The sequence below is a fragment of the Rheinheimera aquimaris genome (assembly GCF_020531985.1).
GTDB classification, from domain to species: Bacteria; Pseudomonadota; Gammaproteobacteria; order Enterobacterales; family Alteromonadaceae; genus Alishewanella; species Alishewanella aquimaris.
In genome coordinates, this window is record NZ_JAJAVQ010000006.1 from 210,279 (window position 1) to 232,828 (window position 22,550).

18 protein-coding genes and 1 riboswitch are annotated in these 22,550 nt (G+C 47.2%); of the genes, 9 read left to right on the forward strand and 9 right to left on the reverse strand.

The window, feature by feature from the left end:
* Window positions 1–193 precede the first annotated feature (193 nt).
* The 3 genes from LHL18_RS18020 (at window position 194) to LHL18_RS18030 (ending at window position 7,528) form a co-directional block, all read left to right on the forward strand.
* A complete protein-coding gene (locus tag LHL18_RS18020; RefSeq protein WP_226768126.1) occupies window positions 194–4,651 on the forward strand; it encodes a response regulator in 4,458 nt (1,485 codons plus the stop codon).
* Complete coding sequence (locus LHL18_RS18025) at window positions 4,641–5,612, forward strand: diguanylate cyclase (protein ID WP_226768127.1); 972 nt, start codon at window positions 4,641–4,643, stop codon at window positions 5,610–5,612. The genes LHL18_RS18020 and LHL18_RS18025 overlap by 11 nt, the downstream gene beginning before the upstream one ends.
* Before the next feature lie 452 nt (window positions 5,613–6,064).
* Window positions 6,065–7,528: a carbon starvation CstA family protein gene (locus tag LHL18_RS18030; RefSeq protein ID WP_134055372.1), complete on the forward strand. Its 1,464-nt coding sequence runs from the start codon at window positions 6,065–6,067 to the stop codon at window positions 7,526–7,528.
* Window positions 7,529–7,569: 41 nt separating this feature from the next.
* Here LHL18_RS18030 and LHL18_RS18035 read toward each other — a convergent pair whose 3' ends face one another.
* The 6 genes from LHL18_RS18035 to LHL18_RS18060 all read right to left on the reverse strand — a co-directional run bounded on the left by LHL18_RS18035 (window position 7,570) and on the right by LHL18_RS18060 (window position 15,271).
* Window positions 7,570–9,441: a tetratricopeptide repeat-containing diguanylate cyclase gene (locus tag LHL18_RS18035; protein ID WP_226768128.1), complete on the reverse strand. Its 1,872-nt coding sequence runs from the start codon at window positions 9,439–9,441 to the stop codon at window positions 7,570–7,572.
* 82 nt (window positions 9,442–9,523) lie between these two features.
* The gene (locus LHL18_RS18040; RefSeq protein ID WP_226768129.1) at window positions 9,524–9,877 is read right to left on the reverse strand and encodes a YdbL family protein; all 354 of its coding nucleotides are present in this window, start codon (window positions 9,875–9,877) and stop codon (window positions 9,524–9,526) included.
* A gap of 10 nt (window positions 9,878–9,887) precedes the next feature.
* A complete protein-coding gene (locus tag LHL18_RS18045) occupies window positions 9,888–10,076 on the reverse strand; it encodes a YnbE family lipoprotein (protein WP_226768130.1) in 189 nt (62 codons plus the stop codon).
* A gap of 12 nt (window positions 10,077–10,088) precedes the next feature.
* Window positions 10,089–12,665 (reverse strand): YdbH domain-containing protein, encoded by a 2,577-nt coding sequence (locus LHL18_RS18050; protein ID WP_226768131.1) that lies wholly within the window; start codon window positions 12,663–12,665, stop codon window positions 10,089–10,091.
* 183 nt (window positions 12,666–12,848) lie between these two features.
* Complete coding sequence (locus tag LHL18_RS18055) at window positions 12,849–14,555, reverse strand: M28 family metallopeptidase (protein ID WP_226768132.1); 1,707 nt, start codon at window positions 14,553–14,555, stop codon at window positions 12,849–12,851.
* A gap of 119 nt (window positions 14,556–14,674) precedes the next feature.
* Window positions 14,675–15,271, reverse strand: coding sequence for a hypothetical protein (locus LHL18_RS18060; RefSeq protein WP_226768133.1), 597 nt, complete (start codon window positions 15,269–15,271; stop codon window positions 14,675–14,677).
* A 97-nt stretch (window positions 15,272–15,368) separates the two neighbouring features.
* Between LHL18_RS18060 and LHL18_RS18065 the strand changes: the two genes are divergently transcribed.
* Together LHL18_RS18065 and lysC are read left to right on the forward strand one after the other, a co-directional pair.
* Window positions 15,369–15,638 carry a DUF3081 family protein gene (locus tag LHL18_RS18065; protein WP_134055360.1) on the forward strand — a complete coding sequence of 90 codons (270 nt, stop codon included), beginning with the start codon at window positions 15,369–15,371 and terminating at the stop codon, window positions 15,636–15,638.
* A gap of 176 nt (window positions 15,639–15,814) precedes the next feature.
* A riboswitch (Lysine riboswitch) is annotated at window positions 15,815–15,987 on the forward strand.
* 106 nt (window positions 15,988–16,093) lie between these two features.
* Window positions 16,094–17,443, forward strand: a complete 1,350-nt coding sequence (gene lysC / locus LHL18_RS18070) for a lysine-sensitive aspartokinase 3 (RefSeq protein ID WP_226768134.1) — start codon at window positions 16,094–16,096, stop codon at window positions 17,441–17,443.
* A 172-nt stretch (window positions 17,444–17,615) separates the two neighbouring features.
* Here the strand turns inward: lysC and queC are convergent, their stop codons facing one another.
* A complete protein-coding gene (gene queC, locus LHL18_RS18075; RefSeq protein WP_134055356.1) occupies window positions 17,616–18,272 on the reverse strand; it encodes a 7-cyano-7-deazaguanine synthase QueC in 657 nt (218 codons plus the stop codon).
* Between the two features lie 112 nt (window positions 18,273–18,384).
* Between queC and queE the strand changes: the two genes are divergently transcribed.
* Window positions 18,385–19,050 carry a 7-carboxy-7-deazaguanine synthase QueE gene (gene queE, locus LHL18_RS18080; protein WP_226768135.1) on the forward strand — a complete coding sequence of 222 codons (666 nt, stop codon included), beginning with the start codon at window positions 18,385–18,387 and terminating at the stop codon, window positions 19,048–19,050.
* Window positions 19,051–19,461 carry a hypothetical protein gene (locus LHL18_RS18085; protein WP_226768136.1) on the forward strand — a complete coding sequence of 137 codons (411 nt, stop codon included), beginning with the start codon at window positions 19,051–19,053 and terminating at the stop codon, window positions 19,459–19,461.
* A gap of 1 nt (window position 19,462) precedes the next feature.
* Here LHL18_RS18085 and LHL18_RS18090 read toward each other — a convergent pair whose 3' ends face one another.
* Complete coding sequence (locus LHL18_RS18090; RefSeq protein ID WP_134055350.1) at window positions 19,463–20,041, reverse strand: LON peptidase substrate-binding domain-containing protein; 579 nt, start codon at window positions 20,039–20,041, stop codon at window positions 19,463–19,465.
* Between the two features lie 76 nt (window positions 20,042–20,117).
* Here LHL18_RS18090 and LHL18_RS18095 point away from each other — a divergent pair, with 76 nt between their 5' ends.
* Together LHL18_RS18095 and LHL18_RS18100 are read left to right on the forward strand one after the other, a co-directional pair.
* The gene (locus tag LHL18_RS18095) at window positions 20,118–21,308 is read left to right on the forward strand and encodes a DNA recombination protein RmuC (RefSeq protein ID WP_134055348.1); all 1,191 of its coding nucleotides are present in this window, start codon (window positions 20,118–20,120) and stop codon (window positions 21,306–21,308) included.
* 53 nt (window positions 21,309–21,361) lie between these two features.
* Window positions 21,362–22,132, forward strand: a complete 771-nt coding sequence (locus LHL18_RS18100; protein WP_226768137.1) for a substrate-binding periplasmic protein — start codon at window positions 21,362–21,364, stop codon at window positions 22,130–22,132.
* Here the strand turns inward: LHL18_RS18100 and LHL18_RS18105 are convergent.
* Window positions 22,129–22,548 (reverse strand): DUF2069 domain-containing protein, encoded by a 420-nt coding sequence (locus LHL18_RS18105; protein ID WP_226768138.1) that lies wholly within the window; start codon window positions 22,546–22,548, stop codon window positions 22,129–22,131. The genes LHL18_RS18100 and LHL18_RS18105 overlap by 4 nt on opposite strands.
* Window positions 22,549–22,550 lie beyond the last annotated feature (2 nt).

The window sequence follows — 22,550 nt, forward strand, 5'->3', positions numbered from 1 at the left end:
TCCTGTAAATTAGTCAACACTGAAACCTGCTAAACAGCGAGGTATTACCAGTCCGTTTATAATAGGTTACTTTTTAATAATTTGGTGCTTTTTTTGACAAAAGTGTCTTAATTTCATAAAGGTATGGTTGCTTATTGTGAACATGCAGGTAGGGATGCCAGACTAGGTATTAAAGCCAACTTTGTAGTAGGACATGAAATTGCGTATAGCTAATCAAAAAAGTTTATTTATGTTTTTGGTGTTGTTGACGATTACAGGCGTTTGCACAGCCTTCTACAGTGAGCACCTTATAACGTCACGCAATGAAGCAGTAATTAACGATAGCCTTGAGACTGAACTGAAAAGTGTTGTTGAGGCAGTTAGCGAAGCGGTCAGAACTTACGAGTACGGGTTAAGAGCTTTAAAAGCTGCAGTAGATACAGTTGGGTTTGAAAATTTTAATTATCAAGCACAACTTAGCTATTTTAAAAGCAGAGACTACAGCACTGAGTTTCCGGGGGCCAGGGGGTTTGGTGTTATCAAAAAAGTTGCTGAAGCGGATTTAGAAAAATTTCTCGACGCTGCGAGAAATGATAGGAATGGCGACTTTAACCTTAAACAGCTTGATAGCCCTAAAGACCCGCTGTTTATTATTCAATATATAGAGCCTGAAAATGTTAATGGTCAAGCCGTGGGCCTGGATGTCGGCTCAGAGTTCTTTCGTCGTCAAGCTGCGTTAATAAGTGCAACGTCGAGAACGACACAGCTGACCGGCCCAATTACCCTGGTTCAGGCAAGCCAGAAAGCGAAGCATGGTTTCTTGTTGCTGCACCCTATATTTAAAGTGAATGCAAAAAGTTTGGAAGAGGAGCTGGTTGGCTGGGTTTATGCTCCTTTGTTAATCCATGAAATATTAGATTCTGTGACAAAGGGGCAGGAGGCATTCAATGTTGCTATATCAGATGTGACAGCCCCTGTACCAATATCTTTTTATGGCAATTGGGATGAGAGTGAACTTTCTGCCAAAGTATTTGTTACAGATGAAGTCGATGTTTTCGGTCGCAGATGGTTAGTTAAGGGGATACCAACACCTACTTATTTAGCAGAGTTGCCGCTCGAAAATGCAACTTTTGTATTCTGGCAGATCGTCGTTGTGACCATGTTAATTGTGGTTCTGCTCTTTGTCGTAGTTCACTACTTCAGCCAGCGCTTGAGCCATCTCAAAAGTAGACTCTCATTTGCTTCTGTCGTTGAAAATGCTTCTGATGGTGTTATTGGTTTGAACAGCCAGTTTGCTGTAACCAGTTGGAATAAGTCAGCGAAAAGCATTTTTGATTTTGTCGAACCCGAGTCCGTAAATAAACCATTCCTTAATTGGCTTGGTAGAGCTATATCCAGCGAAAAACTTATTTCGATGTATAAGCAAGTTGCAAAAGGACAGGTGCTCAATAATATCAATATAAAATATCAGCCACTTGAGACCAAAGGCGAACGATATCTATCCATCAACATGTCTCCTTTGTTCATCAATAAGGAGTTTTCAGGTGCTACGATAACTGTTCATGATTCTACTGATATTGTTAATCTTCAACACGAGTTAATGAATAAAAATAAAGAGTTGCTTAAAGATATATCAAGCACATCACAAAAGCTGTTAAGTCAAATATCCTTCGAAGACAGTATTTTAAACAATACAACCCTTGCCATCATAAAATGTAGGGTTGACGGTGAAATAACACTGTTCAACCAGATGGCTTGTCGATTATTCGGATTCTCAGTAAGCGAGGTCGTTGGTAAGAGAAACATAACGCAATTCTTCGATGCAACCGCACTCAAAATAGCTCCCCAGGCGGATAAATTGCCTGAGGATTTCCTTCATCAGATGAAGAGCCAATCTATGGCTGGGGAGCATATATCTGTTAAATGTTTACTTAAAAATAAATCTGATGAGCTCTTTCCAACTTTACTCAATGTTGCTCCTATTTACGGTGAAGATAAGATCGAAAGTTACGTTTTTATCGTGAATGACATAAGCCAGAACCAATTATTAGCGCGTAATTTAGAGTTGGTCGAGTCTGCGGTTGATAACGCTCAGGATGTATTACTCTGGCTAACACCTGACGGAAATATTTTTCATTGCAATCCTTACGCAAAAATCATTTTGGGCCTCAATATATCCGCTGAACAAAAAAGAAATATATCGGAGGTTATGAATCTCAACCATTCTGACACATGGGACAACATTCGTAAGTCTGTGCTATTAAGCGGTAGGAAAACATTTGAGGCTTCATTTTATAAAAATGGTAGATACATCTCTTACAACCTGGTTTCGGCGTGTCTGTTAACGATAGAAAATGAGCAAGTCATCTACCTGGCCGCGAAGGACATCTCTGAGATACAGGAAAAAGAAAAGCTTCTGAGCATTGCGCTTGAAAAAGCGGATGCAGCAAGCACCGCAAAGACTGATTTTATAGCCAACATGAGTCATGAACTAAGAACCCCCTTAAATGCTGTAAGTGGAAGCTTACAGCTGCTGGAGCTGACAGAGTCTGAGCAGAAACAACAAAATTATCTTGCTGCAGCCAAAGAGGCTGTGGGGTCTTTAACATCCATAGTGAATGATATCTTGGAGTTTACCAGTTTGGATGGTGAGCAAATTGCTATCAAAAATAGTGATGTAGAGCTCGATGAGATATTGAGTCAGGTTGGGGTACAGCTATATGCTTTGGTAAAAAATAAGCCTGTTGAGGTTCATTACTCTGTAGATAAAGACGTACCACATTTCTTCAGTACTGATGCGATTAAGATAAAACGTATCCTAAAGAACTTAGGGGGTAATGCTGTAAAGTTTACTGATAAGGGTGAGGTAGTTATTCGTATCTTTGTGATGGAAACGCTGGATAACGGTAAAATAAGACTTGGAATAAGTGTTAAAGACACAGGGGTTGGTATTGCAAGCGATAAACTTACTTCCATTTTTGAACTGTTTTCTCAGGCGGATAATACGGCATCGCGTCAGCATGGAGGATTAGGGTTAGGGCTTACAATTGCATCTAGATACGCACAATTATTGGGTGGAGACATCAAAGTGCAAAGTGAGGTTGGGAGCGGGTCTGAATTTATATGCGACATTTTGGTCGGTCCAGCATCCAGTTTGAAAACCGTCAGAATCCCGGATCCACATAAGCAGGTAAATGTTCTGTTGGTTGATGATAATAAAACAAGTCTTCAGATACTCACTGATACGTTGGCTCAGCTTAATTGGAATATTACATCAACCACAAAACCCGACGAAGCACTGCAGTTGTATATGTCGGCCTGTGATCACGGCGAGCCGTTTGATATAGCATTGTTAGATTGGAAAATGCCGGTGACTGATGGCTGGGAACTAGCAGCAGAGATCAGAAAAATTACGCCGGTAGATAAGATGCCATTACTTATTATGGTTACAGCACATAACAGGGATGAGTTATCTGATAAATTCAATGAACAGGTAAATGTGCTTAATGGGTTTCTTACCAAACCTGTAACCCGGTCGCAAATATTTAATGCCTATTTTGATGCGCTGTCTGTGCCTGACCTTACAAAACATGGCAGTACCTTTGAAGAAAAAGCACTCGCGGGAGTAAGGATCCTACTGGTAGAAGATAATCCAACTAACCAACTTATTGCAAAAGAGTTGTTAGAAGCGCGTGGGGCAATTCTGACTATTGCAAGTGGTGGTGAGCAGGCGATACGTGAGCTGGAAAACAGTTTGCTCAATTTTCATGTCATTTTAATGGATATTCAGATGCCAGGTTTAGATGGCTATGAAACCTGCAGACGAATTAAAACTAAAGACAAGTTCAAGTTACTTCCGATAATTGCGATGACAGCTAACGTTCTGCCGTCTGACAAACAGAAATGTTTTGATGCTGGAATGATTGCTCATATTGGCAAGCCCTTTGATCTGCAAGAGGTTATTTTCACTATTGAGCGTGTTTTGAAAGGCACGCCGCAAACTGAGTATGTACGTGAACTAAAGGATCATCGTCTAGCGATGTCCGAAGAGGTTATAGCCTATTGCAAGAGCTGTTCTATAAGTATTGATGCCGCTATGCAGCGTTTCAGTAATGTTGTACCAACGTACATACGATCGCTCGATTTATTTATCTTAGACTTACAGCAATATACTGATGAGCTAGTTGGAGGCATCACAGAGCATGATGAACTTAAGAGGTTGTTTCATACTTTAAAGAGCACAGCTGGGGCTTTAGGATTTTCGCCGTTATCAGAAGTCTCTGCAGAATTAGAGCAATCAATAGCGAGTAATAATTCAGCATCTTTATCACCGGAGCAAATGAATCTTGCATTGAGAAACTTGTCAGTGGCGCTCGAGCAAAGCATACGCTTGAGAGCTTTAATGGGAAGTCAGGATGAACAGAGTGTGGGTAGTTCAGTGACGGAAGATAAAGCTGATTTTTTACAGACGTTTGAGTTGCTATGTTCAGAAGTAACTAATTTCAATATGCATGCGTTGGATACTCTATTAGAGATCTTACCTGAGTTGAACAACGTATCACCTGCTATCGCAGATAAATTAGTAGCGTCACTTAACAAATTGAAATTCAAAGAGGCAAAGGTGATATTAGCTGAATTAAATGACATGTTAGGAAACCCAAATGGTAATTAGCAAACTGGACAGCCAGGTTCAAATGGATACCAGTGGCGCTACCATTTTAGTCGTCGACGACCAGCCTATAAATATCCAAACCATTTATAACATCTTGAACCCGACTTACGTTGTCTTAGCGGCGACATCAGGAGAAGATGCCCTGGAATTATGTCTGGAGAAAATACCAGATCTGATATTGCTAGATGTACTGATGCCAGATATGTCAGGGTTAGAGTTGTGTGGTTTACTGAAGCGTGACGAGAGGATCAGGGATGTCCCTGTCATTTTCGTTACATCTATAAACGACCAGGAAGAAGAGTCATCATGTTGGGAAGCCGGGGCAGTAGACTTTATCACCAAGCCAGTAAATGCGACCACTCTGATTAACCGGATACGAGCTCATTTAACAATTAAATACCAGAGAGATATATTGTTGCAGCTGGTCTTTGTTGACGGGCTCACCGGCGTTTATAACAGGCGGTACTTTGATGAACATCTACTTAAATTCGGGAATATAGGAAGTCGAACAACGACAGACACTGCTGTTCTATTGCTAGATATCGATTCATTCAAACTGTACAACGATCACTACGGTCACCTTAAAGGTGACGAAGTGCTGCGCAATGCCGCAAACCTCGTTAAGTCTTCACTATTACGTCCTGCTGACTTTGTCAGTCGATATGGTGGTGAAGAATTTGCTGTTGTTTTGCCTGACACCGATTTCGAAGGTGCTTCAGAGGTAGCTGAGCGGATCCGCTCAGCTTTTTTTAATAAGAATATTGAGCACGTCACCTCATCACATCGACGGTTAACTGTCAGTATCGGAATATCAACTTTTAATGTTGCAAAAAAGCAGAACATGAAGGTGGTTGAGCTAGCAGACGCAAACCTCTATGAAGCTAAATCCAGAGGGCGCAACACTGTTTATCCTGATATCTCAAGCAATGACAATAAGCCTAAAGCATCTGTTCTCAACTAACAAATATTTGCTCGTACTTTAACAAAGCTATTCTGAAGAAGTCCGGGCAAAATCCGCTTCTCGCTCATAGCAGCCGGCTATAAACCGGCTTGCTCCAGTAACGTTGCCATATGCTGCAAGGCGCCAATGCCCTAAATATCGGTTGCCTGCAGCGGCACTTTGCATAACGGCAGCCTGACGAAATCCTGCGCTATTTGCTGTAAATGCACTTTTCCAGGCTGAGCCTTTCGGCACTGCGCCCGTTTATTTCAGGTACTTTTTTGTTGTCTGAAAATATCAGCTGACATCGACGTAATGTGAAGCGAATGCACGCCAATCGTTATCCGTTACTTCGACTATAGGCTAGTATTACCCTAAATATTTCCATGCTAAGCTGCGGCGCCCTACATAAAATTGCATAACTCTGCGCTGATGCAGGTTGGCAAACTATAAAACAACGAGGAATCTGCGTAATGCTAATATTCTTTATCAGTATCGCCATACTCTTACTTGGCTATAAACTGTACAGCCCGTTTGTTGAAAAACAAGCAGCCATAGATCCCAGCGCTGTCACGCCTCAGGAGCGTCTGCATGACGGTGTTGATTATGTCGCTATCCATCCTGTAAAAGCATTCCTCATTCAGTTTCTGAATGTAGCGGGGGTAGGGCCAATTTTCGGTCCTATTTTAGGTGCTGTATATGGCCCTGTTGCACTAGTGTGGATTGTAATAGGTAACGTTGTCGGCGGAGCTGTGCACGATTACTTCTCTGGTGTAATGAGCTTAAAAGAAGACGGTAAGAGCTTACCCGAAATAGCCGGCCATTATTACAATGTGATTTTTAAAGGCTTCATGCTGATTTTTACTGCGATGTTGCTGTTCTTCGTTGGCGTCGTGTTTATCATGAGCCCGGCAGGCTTACTGAGTAACCTATCTTTCTTTGAAGGTACGATTCTGGCGGGTAATACCTTTTGGGTATTGGTGATTCTGGCCTATTACTTTTTAGCGACGTTATTACCCATTGATAAAATCATCACTAAGTTATACCCAATGTTTGGTGCATTAATGATTGTGATGACCAGCCTTATTGCCATTTCAATACTGCTGGAAGCACCACATTTACCTCAGGTAAACGATATCTTTGCTTACTTTGACTCGCACGAACACCATGACTTTTTAACACCTAACCCGGATGGCGCGCCTATTTGGCCGTTGCTGTTCCTGACGATTACATGTGGTGCCATCAGTGGCTTTCATTCTACTCAGTCACCGATGATTGCCAGATGTCTTACTAATGAAAAGTATGCACGCCCGGTATTCTATGGCGCTATGATGTGTGAAGGTATAGTAGCCTGTGTGTGGGCCTTAGCCGGTATTTCAGCTTTCCCGGGTGGCTATGTCGAGTTAAAAGCGATGTTAGCGCAGGGTGGCCCGGGCTTAGTGGTTAACCATATTGCGAACAGTTACCTTGGCGTGTTCGGTGGCGTAATGGCAATACTGGCTGTTGCTATATTCCCAATCACATCAGGTGACACCGCGTTTCGTTCATTACGTTTAACCATTATGGATGCGTTTAATATTTCGCAGACCACATTGCACCGCTTGCTGTTAGCAGTTCCACTGCTGGGTGTTGCTTATTTAATGACGTTCCTGGATTTCTCTCTTATCTGGCGTTATTTCGCGTTCTCTAACATGCTGTTGTCCACCAGCGTATTGTGGTTAGCAACTAAGTACCTGTTTGACCGTGGCACTTTCCACTGGATTGCCAGTATTCCTGCGGTAATTGGTACGGCAATTACAGTGGCGTATATTGCCACTGCGGGTATTGGTTTTAACCTGCCAGCTACGTACAGCAAGCCTATTGGTGTAGCGGTCGCCGTGTTGGTGCTTATCGGTTTATTTGTTGCGCACCAAAAACGTACACCAGCGCACGCTTAGTGTTTATCGAATTAAAAAAGGCCGTTTAACGGCCTTTTTTATTACGCACACACCACTTTATTTCTGCCTTCTGCTTTGGCCTGATATAGCGCTTTATCCGCTCGTGCCAGGCTGTTATTCAGCGCTTCCGGTGCCTGATACTGGCTGATACCAATACTGCAGGTGACGGCTAAATTGTCATAGCCGGTAAAGGCAATTGCTGCTATCGCCTGACGCAGCCGTTCGGCAATGATTTCTGCCTGCTGCGCATTGGCATCAGGTAATACGATTAAAAACTCTTCACCGCCGGTGCGGCCAAATCTGTCTTGCTCTCGCAGCATGGCACAGACGGTGATACACATTTGTTGTAACACTATATCGCCGGCGTCATGGCCGAAGCAGTCGTTGACCTGTTTAAAATGGTCCAGATCGAGGATCAGAAAACTCAGCTCAGTCTTGGTATCAATCGCCTTTATCCGCTCCTGCTCAGCCTGCATCATAATGCGACGCCGGTTAGCAACATTGGTCAGCTCATCTGTCATGGCAAGGCGGTGCAGGCGCTGGTTACGCTTTTTCAGCGAGACAGCAAACGCCAGTAAAATGACCAGCATCAGTACAATAAGTGCCAGTGCCGCGTATTGCCAGCGCTGTGCCAGTTGTAATGCGCTGACATGCTGCTCTACCAGTTGTTTCTCCGCTTTAAGCTGGGTATTACGCTCTTGCTGGCGCACAGAATCAAACTGTACCCGTAATAAATTACTTTGTTGCTCACGGGCTTTTTGCTGCTGGATTTGCGTTTTCTGCAGATACTGGTTTAACAATGCATAGGCTTCATCATACCGTTTAGCACCCGCTAGCGCTGCTGCCTTGGCTTTGTACAGCATCAGCAAATAGCGCGGGTTGCCGTCTGCACTAAGCGCGGTCTTAGCCAGGGCAAACTGTTGCAATGCGTCCGGCACCTGCTGCAGAGCCAGCAAGGTTTCACCATGGTACATTGCCAGCAAGCCGCGGTATGTGCCAACAGAGGACATATCATAAGTTTGCAGCGTATCCAGTTCGCTTTTCGCCTCCTTTGCCAGTGTCATCGCAATGTCGTAACGTTTAAGCAAATTGTTAATCCACACCAGATTCACTTTGGTAAAGGTGCGCCACATTGGCTCTTTTAACTGCTGGTACACTGTCATCGACTGTTCAAACAATTGCAGCGCTTGTTGATACTGGCCAAGCTCAGCATAGGAGTACGCTTTTTCATGCATGATTAAAGCATGCCGGAACTGCTCATCCGGTGAGTTAAACTCCTGCTCGGCCTGGTCAATGTAATTCAGCGCGTCCTGATAAAGCCCCATTCGCCGGTAGGTGGCAGCGATGGATAATACTAAATCACTGATATAAGGTTTGTAGCCTAAACCACGTTGCAACTGATAAGCGGTAACATAATGCTGCATCGCATCGGCATAATTGCCCTGATAAGACGCTATGCTGCCAAGCAGGCTCAGGCTGATAGCAATGCTAAGCGGGTTTTCACTATCGCTGGCGGCCTGATAACCCAACTGCGCGTTTTGTTCTGCCTGCTGCGCTTGTCCAAGCTGGCTGAACAGGTAATAACGGCAAACGTAGTAATCGGCCAACGCTGCGCTATCATCGCGTGCTTTGGCGGCGGCGAGTTGCGTATCGCTGTATTCAATGCCTTTTTGCGGCTGGTCGAAAAAGCCCAGCATACAGCGCATTCTGTCAAAGATATTACGCCGTACCGGGTCATTGGCAGGCAGTGAGGTTTCTAACTCTTGCAGGGTGGTTTGAAAGTCGGTCAGGCTGAAAAAATAACGCTGACCGCTTTCAATCTGGTGTACCAGCTCATCAAACTGCTCAGGCGTTGCATGCGCGCAACTACAGCAAAGTACAATCAGTGCACAGAAAAGCCGCTTAATTGCCATACATCGCCTTCATTACATGCTGCCTGTCAATAGCTTAGCAGCTGCTGCTTATTTGCCTATTACTGTAATACAAAATCAGCAATCAGGGTTTTTTTACCCAATTACCATCCAACAGTATGTAATGGCCGGCACTGGTGCGCTCCAGTGCTTTTTTGCCTGCCATGGCTTCTACATCGGCCACGGCAATGCTGTTTTGCTTAGCCAGTTTGGCATATTCAGCACGGCGGGCATCGTTAATCAGTTTAACGATATCATTTGCTTCACTGTTGTTTTGCACCGCACCCAGATAGCCATTGGCCTGCTCGCCAACCAACCCCTGCGCTTTTGCTTGGCCTAACGCCGCCATCGCCTGTTGTAAATTCATTGCCAGCACCGGCAGGCTGATGGCAAACAGGGCAGGTAACAGCAACATTTTCAGTTTGCTTAAAGATTTCATTTTATGCTCCTTAAAATAACCCACTGTCGTCGCTGAATAGCTCATCGAGCTGCTTATCGACTTTGATATAAATTTCATGCTGAATTTTTACATTCAGGTTGATATTAATTGGCTCAGCTGGCATCGCAACCTGCACTTTGGGGGTGCAGGCTGCCAGGCTCAGCAGGAGGAATATGGTACTGCTCAGTTGCTTAATCATTAAGATGCTCCATTAGCGCTTACCGGCGCTTTGCTGTTGAAGACGTTGTTGTACCCGCTGTTTTATTTTGTCACTGATTTGGCTGCTAAGTTGCAAACTGGTGATGAGTGCCGGAATATCTTCCTCCAGGTTAATATTCAGATTAATCGGCCGTCCGCCCTCCAGCGCCGGGTTGTTACCGTGTAGCTTCAGTGCCAGCAGTAACTTACCGTTTGTATCATAGCTAACATTACTGGACAGCACAGAGTAATGAAAATCATCCAGTGCTTTTAACATTACTTTCATTCCCGGATTGGTCGCCGCCATGTTTTCAGCTGTGGGCGGGCGGTATTGTAACTGTCCGCCCGGGCTTTCTGCCGCAATGTAACCCCCTTCGACACTGGCGCCGCTGCGGTTTAACCGCAGTGGAATGGTACCGGAGATAAGGCCGTTACCGGTTAAGTCTGTCGTGGGGTGTTGCTGCAGTAATTTGGTCAGATCTATGCGCTCAACTTGCATGGTGATCTGCTGCTGTTGCAGCGCCAGATCCAATAACGTTGGCTCAACACGGATTTGCCCGCCCATCGCCAGCAGCTGCAGCTGCCTGATATCAAGTTTACCGGCGGTTAAGGTGTTAGCCGGTGTCACATAACTGGCTTGCATCCGCAGCGGGCCGGCAACAACACCATGCTGTATTTCAGCCAGCGTTGCACCACTGGTGCGAACTGATACGGTATCGCCTTTGTACTCGACTGACAGCGGCAGATTAAGATCGGTAAACAGGCTGCGGTCATAAATACCACTGACACCCGACAGCGCAATGTCCGCCTGAGCGGCGATGGTATCGGCCAGTGTTACGCTGCCGCTTGCGGTTATACGGCCACGGTTAAACTCTAACAGGGCAGGCCAATCGGTAAGGCTCTGCTGAAAAGGGTTGCCGGCCAGTAAAAAAGCATCGTCCAGTTGCCAGTTAAGCGTTAACACGCTCGCCTGATAATCGAGCTGATGGCTAAGCCCGAGGCTGGCATGATTACTCAGTTTGCCTTCGGCTTTAAGCCGCAGGTTATCAGTGCTGCCGCTTCGTACCGTGCCTTCGAGCTTACCCTGCCACTGCCAGCTCTGTGCCTTTAATGCGGCCTGTTTAATATCACCCGCGTTAGCCAGCATATCCGTTTTAAACGTCAGCGCAGAAAAGACACTGTCGCCAGTTAACCGCGATGATGTGGCCGAAAGCTTAATATTACTGGCGCCATATTCTGTGCTCTGCAGCTTTGCGGTGCTGATCTCGCTGTTGCTTAAGTTGAGTTGCCAGCTGTCTGCCAGCCAGTAAGCGTTAAATTGGCTTTGCAATTTCAGCTTTTCAAGTTCGATACCCGTTGCCGCTGTTAAATGCGGCTGTGCCCATGTCAGTTTGCCATTTTTTAAACTGGCACTGAACGGCGGCGTCAGGTTCATCAACGTATCGGCAGACAACGTTAACTGACTGGCACCGGTTGTACGGATATTTACGCTCAGTGGCAAAGCGGTCAGCTGCGGCTGGTTGCTGCCATCAGCCGATAAATCCAGATACACGGTGTCGCTATTAATCCCGCGCTGTTGCAGCTGCTCCGGTACAACCGGCTGCTGCAGTGTCAGCTTGCTGTTTAGCTGGTACTGGTTAAGTTCGCCCTGTTTGAAGCCAACGGCTGCCGTTAACTGGCCCTGCAAGTTGCCAATGCCCGGCACGGCGAAAGGTACTGGTAAATCCGCATCAAGTTGCCAGTGGCCTGTTATGTGCTGGCTGATACTGGCCAGGTCGGTTTGTTCTGGCAGATCAAACGACCATTGGCTGAAAACACGTACCGGTGCTGTGAACTGCGCGACAGCATCGGCTGGTAATTCAAGCTGCCAGGCTTTTGCCTGCTGCAGCAGCCAGGATGAGGGCGGGGATATCGTAAGTTCTACAGCGCCCTCAGCCAGCAGATTGTTTTGTTGTATCAGGCTTTGATGTAAGCTCAGATTGATGCTGTCATCAAGCATTAGCCGGACATTTAGCAGTGGCAAATTTTGCACCGTTTCATAGCTGCCGTTTAGCGTCAAACGCTGCTGCATGTCTGTAGCGTCAAAACCGGTGAGTGCAAAGCGCAGTTTTTGCTGTTCGGCTGTCATCTGGCCATTAAGCTGGTAGTGGCACAGGCTGTCGCCACAAGGCAGTTGCAGACTGACGTGTTGCAGACTGATGCGCTCGGGCAGCGTGGGCGGAAGTTGCCAGTTTTGTGGCAGGCTAAAAGGCTCATTATCGGTAGCTGCAGCGGGCGAGTCCTGCTCAGGCCATTGTGTCAGCTTGATGTCGGCAGCGCCAAGCCTGATTTCACGTAGCGCAGGGCTGAAACCACCACTAAAAGACCAGACAACGTTGATATCGCTGAGGGTAAACTGCGCAGCAGTTTGCTCGAGCTGAAAACTAATGCTGTCAAGGCGTAGCTGGTGCAGACTGATAGCGTCAATATTAAATTGCAGATTTTGCACCGGTAACGCCGCCAGCTGCTTTTGCAGGTACCAGTAGGCGCCTGCCGTTAATAGCAGTAATAAAGCTAAGCCTGTAAGCAGCGTTTTGTGCCACCAGCGCATAGAGTGTCCTTTCGGTTGATAGGCTGACATTAAGCCGAACTCACTGAATAGATTATGAATATATCAGGCTTAGTAGGGCGCTGCCATCTGCAGTGCACGGGGGCGGGCTCTGTATGAATACACGATGTTGGATAAAAAAGGGCAGCGAACGCTGCCCTTAATTCTGAGTTGCGGTATTGCTGCTTAGTTGCGCTGATCCGCTGACGCATCGCGCAGGGCGCGGAACTCGTTACCTTCATTCCAGTTTGGCCAGCTACGGCTGTTAGCCAGCTCGTTACCTACCTGATAAAACAGGAACAAGTCTTGCTGGGCGCCACGTAAATCCCAGTTATCATCGTATTCGTCATTCACTTTGTGGTAGCAGCATTTGTTAAACTCGGCACGCTGCGCTTTACCCCAATCAGCACCTTTCTCAAAATGATCATTACCGCCTTTGGCATATAAAATCGGCACACCTTTTTTCGACAGGTTGAAATGATCTGAGCGATAGGCAATACCCGCTTCAGGGTTATGCTCACGCACGGCATAACGGCCTTGCTGCTTGGTGTACTTGATCAGAATATCTTCCGCGTTGTTGTTACCCAGGCCAACAATCACCATATCTTTCATCGGGCCATAGACGTTCATCACGTCCATATTGATACCAACGACGGTTTTCTCCAGCGGGAACACCGGGTTAGCTGCATACCAGGCGGAGCCCAGTAAGCCACGCTCTTCTGCAGTCACGGCAACAAAGACCACCGAGCGCTCAGGCTGTGGCTGCTGTGTGAAATATTCAGCCAGCGCCAGTAAGCCACCGGTGCCGGAGGCGTTGTCCTGGGCGCCGTTAAACACTTTGTTGGTCGGGTTAGAAAAATCCATTCCCAGGTGATCCCAATGCGCCATATACAGCACGTACTCATCCGGATACTTGCTACCTTCTATATAGCCGACAACATTGCTTGATGTCAGCTCACGCAGGTTATTCTTCACCGTGATTGACGCTTTGGTATTCAAGGGAACCGGGGCAAAGTCTTTTTCCAGCGCTTTTTTATGCATGGTGGCCAGGTCTGTGCCGACATTGGCAAACAACTTTTCTGCCGACTCGGTGGTGATCCAGCCTTCTACTTTTGCCAGATCCGCGTTTTTGTTCTCGTTGATTAAATCAAACTTAATCGGCGAACCATGCGCGACCACACCCCAACCATAACTGGCAGCGTCGGTTTCATGAATGATCAGCGCCATAGCAGCACCCTGACGGGCAGCTTCTTCATATTTGTAGGTCCAGCGGCCGTAGTACGTCATAGCATTGCCATTAAACAGCTTAGGATCCTGCGTAGCAAAGCCCGGGTCATTAACAAACATCACCACGGTTTTGCCTTTTACATCCAGGCCTTCGTAGTCGTTCCAGCCATATTCCGGTGCGACGATACCGTAGCCGACAAACACCATATCGCTGTCTTTCACTTCTACCTGTTCAGTCACTTGCTTGGTCCAGGCCGTCATTTCGTCACGATAAGCAAACTGGGCCGGCACGTTGTCGCCGCTCAGTGTCATCGCCGACACCTCTTTCGGATCGATTTGTACCAATGATACCGGCTGTTTGTAGCTGTCACCGTCGATAGGTTTGAGGCCAATACGGCGGAAATTGTCTTCCAGATAGGCAACTGTCAGCTCTTCACCTTTCGTTGCCGGCGCGCGGCCCTGAAACTCGTCTGACGACAAGGTTTTGATATATTCTCCCAGACGTGGATTTACTTCAGTCAGCTTCAGTGCTTGCTGAGCTTCCTCTGTCTGAGTTTTTGCCGGCTCGGCTGTGTTAACGTCGGTTGCCGGCTCTGAACAGGCGGCAAGCAAGCTTGCTGCTGCCAGAGCTGCGGCAAGGTTGGTAAACCTGGATAGGGTAGTCATAAATACTCCGTATTGTTATCGTTATAAAGCCCGCTGCAGAGCAAGCCTGATATAAAAGCCATTTATCTTAGCGTACCGCTAATGTACTGACCAGTTTGCTGACCGCCCACAATTGACGGTTAATCCTGATACCCCCAAGGCACTGGTGGCAAAGTAACCGGTTTGGTTAAATCAAAATCGACTCTGAATTCTCGCCCTTCGCGGATCATCCGATAGCTGAAAGTCTGCGGGTAAATATACATCTGCCAGATGTTACTGCTGGACTGCGGGTTACCTAAGCGGGCAAACAACTCTTTGGAATACTGATCTGCCGGGAAGCTTTGTACATTAGCCCAGCCGGCGTCAACGGTATGGCCACCATACATAGTGGATTTGTCATAGTCGCCATTTTTTTGCCGGTGATCGTGCTTTAAGCTAAGGCCAGAACCGGTTTTAGTGATAATCCAGGTGCGTGAGTGATCATCGCCGACATGGAAGGGGATCTGCAACTGGTTGTCTGTACACTTACGCACATGCATGATTAGCCGGTCGTTAAAGCCATCACTTGAAGGCGTATCAACACTGACGTTGCCAGCAAATGCTTTGCCACAAAGCGCCGCCAGATTATTAAAGAAGCTATCGTGGCTGGCAATTGATACCAAAGGCGCCTCTTTAATGCTGTTGGCCTGAACTGAAATGCTAAGTAGCAGCGCACAGCCGGAAATAAGCTTTTGCATGGGTATTTCTCCTTTTTATCGCGCCGGACTATAACCTTTGTCAGTGGCTGGCGCAAAGCAGTGGTATGATGACAGAAAATAACCCGGGGATAACACCATGCAAAACGAACTGGATGCTAAGTTTTTACTTAATGTGTTTGGCAAAGTGGAGAAACACGGTAAGCCGATTAACAATGAGTTGGGTGCAGGCTTTGAACTGGATGGTATAACGGTTAACTCCGGCTTTGATGGTTATGAAGTTTACTTCAGTAACGGCAAGGTGCAGTTAACATTGGGTTTTCACCATAAATGGCACAGCGATGCAGCCAATGAAGCCGATATGGACGCTTTTGTCGCACAGCTTAAAAAAATTAACCTTAACTACTGATTTATTTCATTGATGCTAAGGATTTGTTCAGATTAAACCGCTACCATGGCGCTCAAATATAAGCGCTGGCAGATATGATCGCGGTTAACCTCTGAGAAAGTTCTGTTTAGACGGCTAAAAGGCTATTGCCTGCGACCGTAAAACAGGTTAAGGTGTCGTCCGTCAATCATATCTGATAGACCAGAAGAGGTGCGTTAGCCAGGTAACTCAGGACAGATGTCTATACATCGCAGCCTGAATGAGGGGGACTAACGCCGAGAGAAGTAATGTTATAGAGCATTACTTCTCGGTCGCTAAGGCTGAATCCTTACGACTGTCACCTGAATAGCGGTGGAGAGCTTCTGGCCTTTGTTAACTACAGTTTACAGAAATTACAGAAGCTGTCTGTTCCATTCTCGTTTTGCTGTTAGCAAATGCCATGCTCTGCTTATTATGTTTTATAAGGAGAGGCACCTTTGTCCAAACTTATCGTTGCAAAATTCGGCGGCACCAGTGTCGCAGACTTCGAAGCTATGTCGCGTTGTGCCGACATTATTCTGGCTGAACCTGCCATTCGTTTGGTGGTTGTCAGTGCCAGCTCAGGCGTCACTAATTTATTGGTAGATATCACCAGGCATGCCGATGTGGCAGAGCGTTATACCTGTTATCAGGGTATTGAGCGTATTACGTTAGCGGTATTAAACCGGCTGGATAATCCACAGCAGGCAGCCCCAGAGATTGAAACGATTCTATCGGCGCTGCGTGAACTTATAGAAAACGGCGCGGTATACAGCGGTACACATAAAGATGAAATACAGTCGTTTGGTGAGCGCTTAAGCTCAGTGTTGTTTGCGCAGGTACTGCGTGAGCGCGGCGCATCAGCGTTGTGCTTCGATGCCCGCCGTGTGATGCGTACCGACAGCCGTTTTGGTAAAGGCGAGCCGCAAGTCAACCAGATAAGCGAGTTGTGTGCAGTGCACCTGCAGCCATTACTGGCCGATAATATCGTGGTAACACAGGGCTTTATCGGTGCCGATGAAATCGGCCAGACGACCACGCTCGGCCGTGGCGGCTCTGATTACAGCGCGGCGTTATTTGGCGAAGCACTCAGTGCCTCTGTCGTGCAAATCTGGACTGATGTCGTGGGCATTTTTACCACTGACCCACGGTTAACCGAGCAGGCGCGCTGTATTAAAGAAATCAGTTTCGATGAAGCGGCAGAAATGGCCACTTTCGGTGCCAAGGTACTGCATCCTGCAACGTTAATACCGGCAATGCGGCGCAATATCGGCGTATTTGTTGGCTCCAGCCGCGAACCCAAAGCGGGAGGAACCTGGATAGCCAAAGACGTAAAAGACCGGCCGCCGTACCGTGCCATTGCACTCAGAAAATCACAGACATTGATCACCGTGAAAAGCCCTGCCATGTTGCATGCCGCCGGCTTTTTAACCCGGGTGTTTGATATTTTAAGCCGGCATCAGATCTCGGTAGATTTGGTTACCACATCAGAAATCAGTGTGGCACTGACATTGGATGAAGGCGGCATGACCAGCGCGTTCAATGTTTCTGTCGAGCCAGCACTTAGTGAGCTGCGCAGCTTTTGTGAAGTGTCAGTCGAGCAGGGGCTGAGCTTAGTTGCAGTAATTGGTAATCACCTGCACAGCAGTAAAGGTATTACCGGCGATTTGTTCAATACGCTGGAGCGCATCAATATGCGACTGATTTGCCATGGTGCGTCCAAGCATAACCTGTGCTTCTTAGTGCAGGATGCTGATGCACCGGGTGTGGTGAAGCAATTGCACCAGAACCTGTTTAGCGCAGCTTGATACAAAGAGTGTGTGGTTAAACAGATAAACTTAGGTAAGAATCGGTTTGCCCTAAGCTAACCGTTGAAGCCCTGGACGGGCTGAAACGAGCCCCCAGGGATGGGTTTACGGCGTGTTAGCGTGGGCAAACAGATTCGTTAGTTGTAACAGATCTGATGGTAAATTTAGAGCTCTACTCGTACGGCAGCGGATCTGTAGTATTGTTTAGCGTAAAGGCCTCCAGCCGCTCCTGGCAGGAACCACATTTACCACAGGCTTTTTCCCGGCCGTTATAACAAGTCCAGGTTTTGCTGTAATCAAGCCCCATGGCGAGGCCATCAGCAAGAATTTCAATTTTAGTTTGCGCTAAGTACGGGCTGATAATATCGACCGGCTCGTAGTTGGCTATCTGACAGACATCATGCATTTTCTGCACGAACTCGGGCCGACAATCCGGGTAAATAAAATGATCGCCACTATGAGCGCCATAATAAACCTGGCTGGCGCCAAGTGATACGGCATAGCCAACGGCCAGTGACAGCAAAATCATGTTGCGGTTAGGCACGACGGTCGACTTCATGTTGTCGGCGGCGTAATGGCCCTCCGGAATGTCGATATTGTCGGTTAACGAAGAGCCTGCAAGTAACTGATTGATAGCAGATATATCAACAATTTTATGGTTTATTCCCAGTTCCTGACACACCTCGGCGGCGCATTGCAACTCTTTTACGTGGCGCTGACCATAGTTAAAGGATAAGGCATAGACGTCATGCCCGGCCTGAATCGCTTTGTGTAATACAGTAAACGAATCCATTCCACCGGAATAAATCACAACAACTTTGTTCGGCATCGCTGGCCCTCTCTTGTATAATGCAGCTCAAATTCAGCAACTTCGCCGCTCTGCTGCAGCGGGGCGCGCATTGTACAGTAAATCGGCCATGGGCTAAAGGGTAAAGCACAGCGTGTATAAAGTTAACGAAGTCTTTGAAACCATTCAGGGGGAGGGCAGCTTTACCGGTGCTGCGGCTATTTTTATCCGTCTGCAGGGATGTCCGGTAGGGTGTAGCTGGTGTGATACCAAACATACCTGGGAGATAAAAGATACGCTGCGTCAGCCGCTTGGCGATATCGTGATTAAAACCGCTGAGACTGAACACTGGGCAGAGGTAAGTCCTGCTGAGCTGCTTGCCTTGTTTGCAACCGAAGGTTATCAGGCTAAGCATGTGGTGATTACCGGTGGTGAGCCCTGCATGTACGACCTGAACCCGCTATGCCATATACTGCACCAGCATGGTTATAGCACCCAGATTGAAACCAGCGGCACCTTTGAGGTAAAAGCGCCTGCTGACACCTGGGTTACCGTATCACCCAAGGTCAACATGGCAGGCGGCTATACAGTACTGCAAAGTGCGCTGGACAGAGCAAACGAAATTAAACACCCGGTAGCGATGGAGAAACATGTTGATGAACTGTTGCAGTTATTGCAACGCACAGACACAACCGCTAAGCTGGTTTACCTGCAGCCAATCAGCCAGCAGCGCCGTGCCACGGAGTTAGCCATCGCGATGTGTAAACGGTATAACTTTCGTTTAAGTGTGCAGGTTCACAAATATCTGGGGATCAGTTAAATGCAAGCAGTGTCAGATTTTTTTCAGCAATATGCTCAGGCTTATATCAGCAGCGATCTGCAGCGTTTCGGCCAGCTGATATCCTTACCCAGCATGTTGCTTGCCGGCGACAATAAAACCTTACTGACTGATATCGAAAGCCTGCAAGGCTATGTGCTGTCACGTGTTGAGAAATACCGCGAGCTGGGTGTAGAAAATGCAGATTTTGTGCTGCAGCATCAGTTGCGGTTATCTGAACAGCTGCAGTTCGTCAGCCTGTACTGGCGCTTCTATGACAGTAACAGTAAAGTGCTGTTTACCTGCCATACCTCTTATACTTTGCAGCGCTGTGAAACGCAGTGGCAGGTAGTGGCCATTATTCTTGACGATGAAGATGCCGCATACCAGCGATTACGCAATCAGGTGTTGTAAATCAGGTGTTGTAATTAAGCCAGGCTTGCAGGCTGTCAAGGCAGGGTGATGGACTGGTTTGTAATGCCAGTTTCTGCTTAAGTGCCGGTTGCATCGGTATCAGTTCCAGATAGCGTGATGCCAGCCAACTGGCATTCTGGTAGTTCGGACTGGGGTATAACTGTTGCAAAGCAGGGTGCTGCTGCAGTAATTTCTCTAACTGTGCAATAAGTGGTGTGTATTGCGGTTCTATATCCAAAGCCGGCCAGTTATCTAACGCGGTTACTTCCGCGACAGGTAAGTTATCATCCTCGTGCCAGCGCCTTACAATCAGTACTTTCTCTACACCTCTGATGGTGATACCAAGCAGTCCATCTTCAAGCTGTTCAAAGTCCTCGATATTTACCCGTGTTGCCAGGCTCAAGATCCTGTCTGAATGTGTCTGACTAACATAGGGGTTAATTTGGGCAACAGCGAAATCACGCTTACCTGAACTGGCTTCACTGACCAGGCGCAGATAACGGGGTTCGAATACACGCAGGCGCATACGACCATCCGGTAGAATAAAACTATTAAGCGGAAATAATGCCAGTTGCTTCATTGTCGTATTAAGAACGTTGTATAGTTGCCAGTTATACGCACCGAGCGAGCTAATGGTTTACCGCCACAGGGATTTTATGTCGACCGAATACTGGTTTTATCTGCTTGCAGGTTTATTAACGTTAAACCTGATATTACTGCTGGTTGTTCTATTCAGACGCAATGACGTCAGTTTGCAGCTGACACAATTCAAGCTGGAGCAAGCGCAGCAGCAGGCACAGCAACAACAACAGCTGCTGGAACAGCTGCACCTGCAGCGGCAGCAACTGCAGCAGCAGCAACAAGAGCATTTGCTGCAGGTACTGCAGAAAATTACTGATACGCAGCAGGCGTCGCGTTTTGAGCTGAGTAAAAACCTGCAGCAACAGGCTATTATGTTGGCTGAACAGGTGAAACAGCTTACCGTCAGTATTGATCAGCGCCTGAAAGATATTGCCGGTCAGGTTGAAAAACGTTTAAGCGATGGCTTTGAAAAAACCAACCAGACGTTTACCGATATTGTTAAACGCCTGGCGCTGATTGACGATGCGCAGAAAAAAATTACCGAGCTTTCCGGTAACGTAGTCAGTTTGCAGGAAGTGCTGGCGGATAAGCGCTCACGTGGCGCTTTCGGAGAAGTACAGCTTACAGCGCTTATTCGTAATGTATTGCCAGAACAACATTTTTCACTTCAGCATACGCTGAGTAATGGCCGTATCGCCGACTGTATGTTGTTTTTGCCCAAACCCAGTGGTGATATCGCCATAGATGCAAAGTTTCCGCTGGAGAGCTATAAAAAAATGACTGATCCCGCTGCTGCTGCTGAAGAGCGCAAGCTGGCGCAGCGTCAGTTTAAGCAAGATGTGAAAAAGCATATCAACGATATTGCTGATAAATACATTATTGCTAATGAAACAGCAGATGGTGCCATTATGTTTTTGCCGGCCGAAGCTATTTTTGCTGAATTACATGCATATCATGCTGATATCGTGGAAGAGGCATACAGGCGCAGAGTGTGGCTGACTTCGCCAACCACTTTAATGGCAGTACTGACGACTGCCCGCAGCGTCTTAAAAGATGACGCAACGCGCCGGCAGGTACACCTTATTCAGGAACACTTGGTTAAGCTGGCTGAAGACTTCTCCCGTTTTCGCGGTCGTTTTGATAATTTAGCTAAACATATCGATCAGGCCTCTGCTGATGTGAAGCAAATTCATACATCAGCGCATAAAATAAGCAATAGGTTTGAGCAAATTGAAAAAGTAGAATGGCTGGAAGAGCGCGATTAGTCTGTCTGGCAGGCCAGGGGGACGCGCTGATAACTGTGCAGGAGTAGAGCGGCTTGGGTAATACTGACAGACAGCTTGTCCGCAGTGTGTATTTTGCGCTGCTGTGTTTTTCAGCCAGCGTATTGGCACAGCCGCCGTCGCCCATCCGGGCAGTAGTTAGCGACAGTAACACACCTCCTTACGCGATGTTTAACGCCAGGTCGCAGCTGCAGGCCGGTTTAACAAAAGACATCATTGATGAGCTGGCCCGTCAGCTGGATTTGCCCGTTATTTACCTTAACTTACCCAGAACCCGGGTTGAACAATGGTTAAACGAGGGACAGGCTGAGCTGGCTTGCTTTTTGAACCCCGACTGGGTAGTTGCGCCTGAACAGTTGGAGTGGACCGGTGCCTTGTTTACTACCCAGCAGTTAATGATCCGCCGGCGTGATGCTGAACCGGTAACAGGTATTCAGCATTTGGCTGACAAGCGGGTTGGAACGACCTGGGGTTTTACCTATCCGGAGTTGGAGCAGGTGTTTCGTTCAGGCGATGTGATCCGGGATGACGCGCATTCATTAGAAAGTAATTTGCAAAGGTTGAAGCAAGGCAGGCTGGACACAGTGATGACAGTAGACCTGTCGTACTATTTTTATCTTAAAACAACAGGTGAGCAGGCGTTTTCAGCCGATCCTCTGTGGTCAGCCCCGCCTGAGGTATTTTGCGTACTGAGTAAGCATAACCTTCAAACAGCGCAGTTACTGAAACAGCAGTTTCAGCAACTGCAGCAAAGTGGGTTTATTGCCGTCCGGCTGGCATTTTATATGGGGCGTACCTTGCCTTAACGCTGTGGGTCGTCTTTAAGTTTTGGGATCTTCAGGCCCAACTCCTGTCCACGATAGCGGGCATAATAAGTACAGCCAACAAACATGACACCGGCCAGTAAAAGTTCCAGCAGTGATAATCCCCACTGCATACCATTGCTTACCCACAGGTTGGTCAGACTATGCAGGAAGTAAATCATCACAATAAAATTTGCCCAGGCCATAGTGTAGGCATGGCCTTTTACAATGCCGTATAGCGGTAACCACAGAGGCAACCACAGCAGAGCCAATAACACATAAGCATTGCCCAGTTGAGGCGGCGCAAGCCATAGGATCCAAAGCGGCTGTAACAACCACAGCCCCCAAAAACCGAACCGGCCAAGCTGCAGATATCTGCGACTCTGGGCGGATAACGGGACAGTACTACCAGATGGCATCG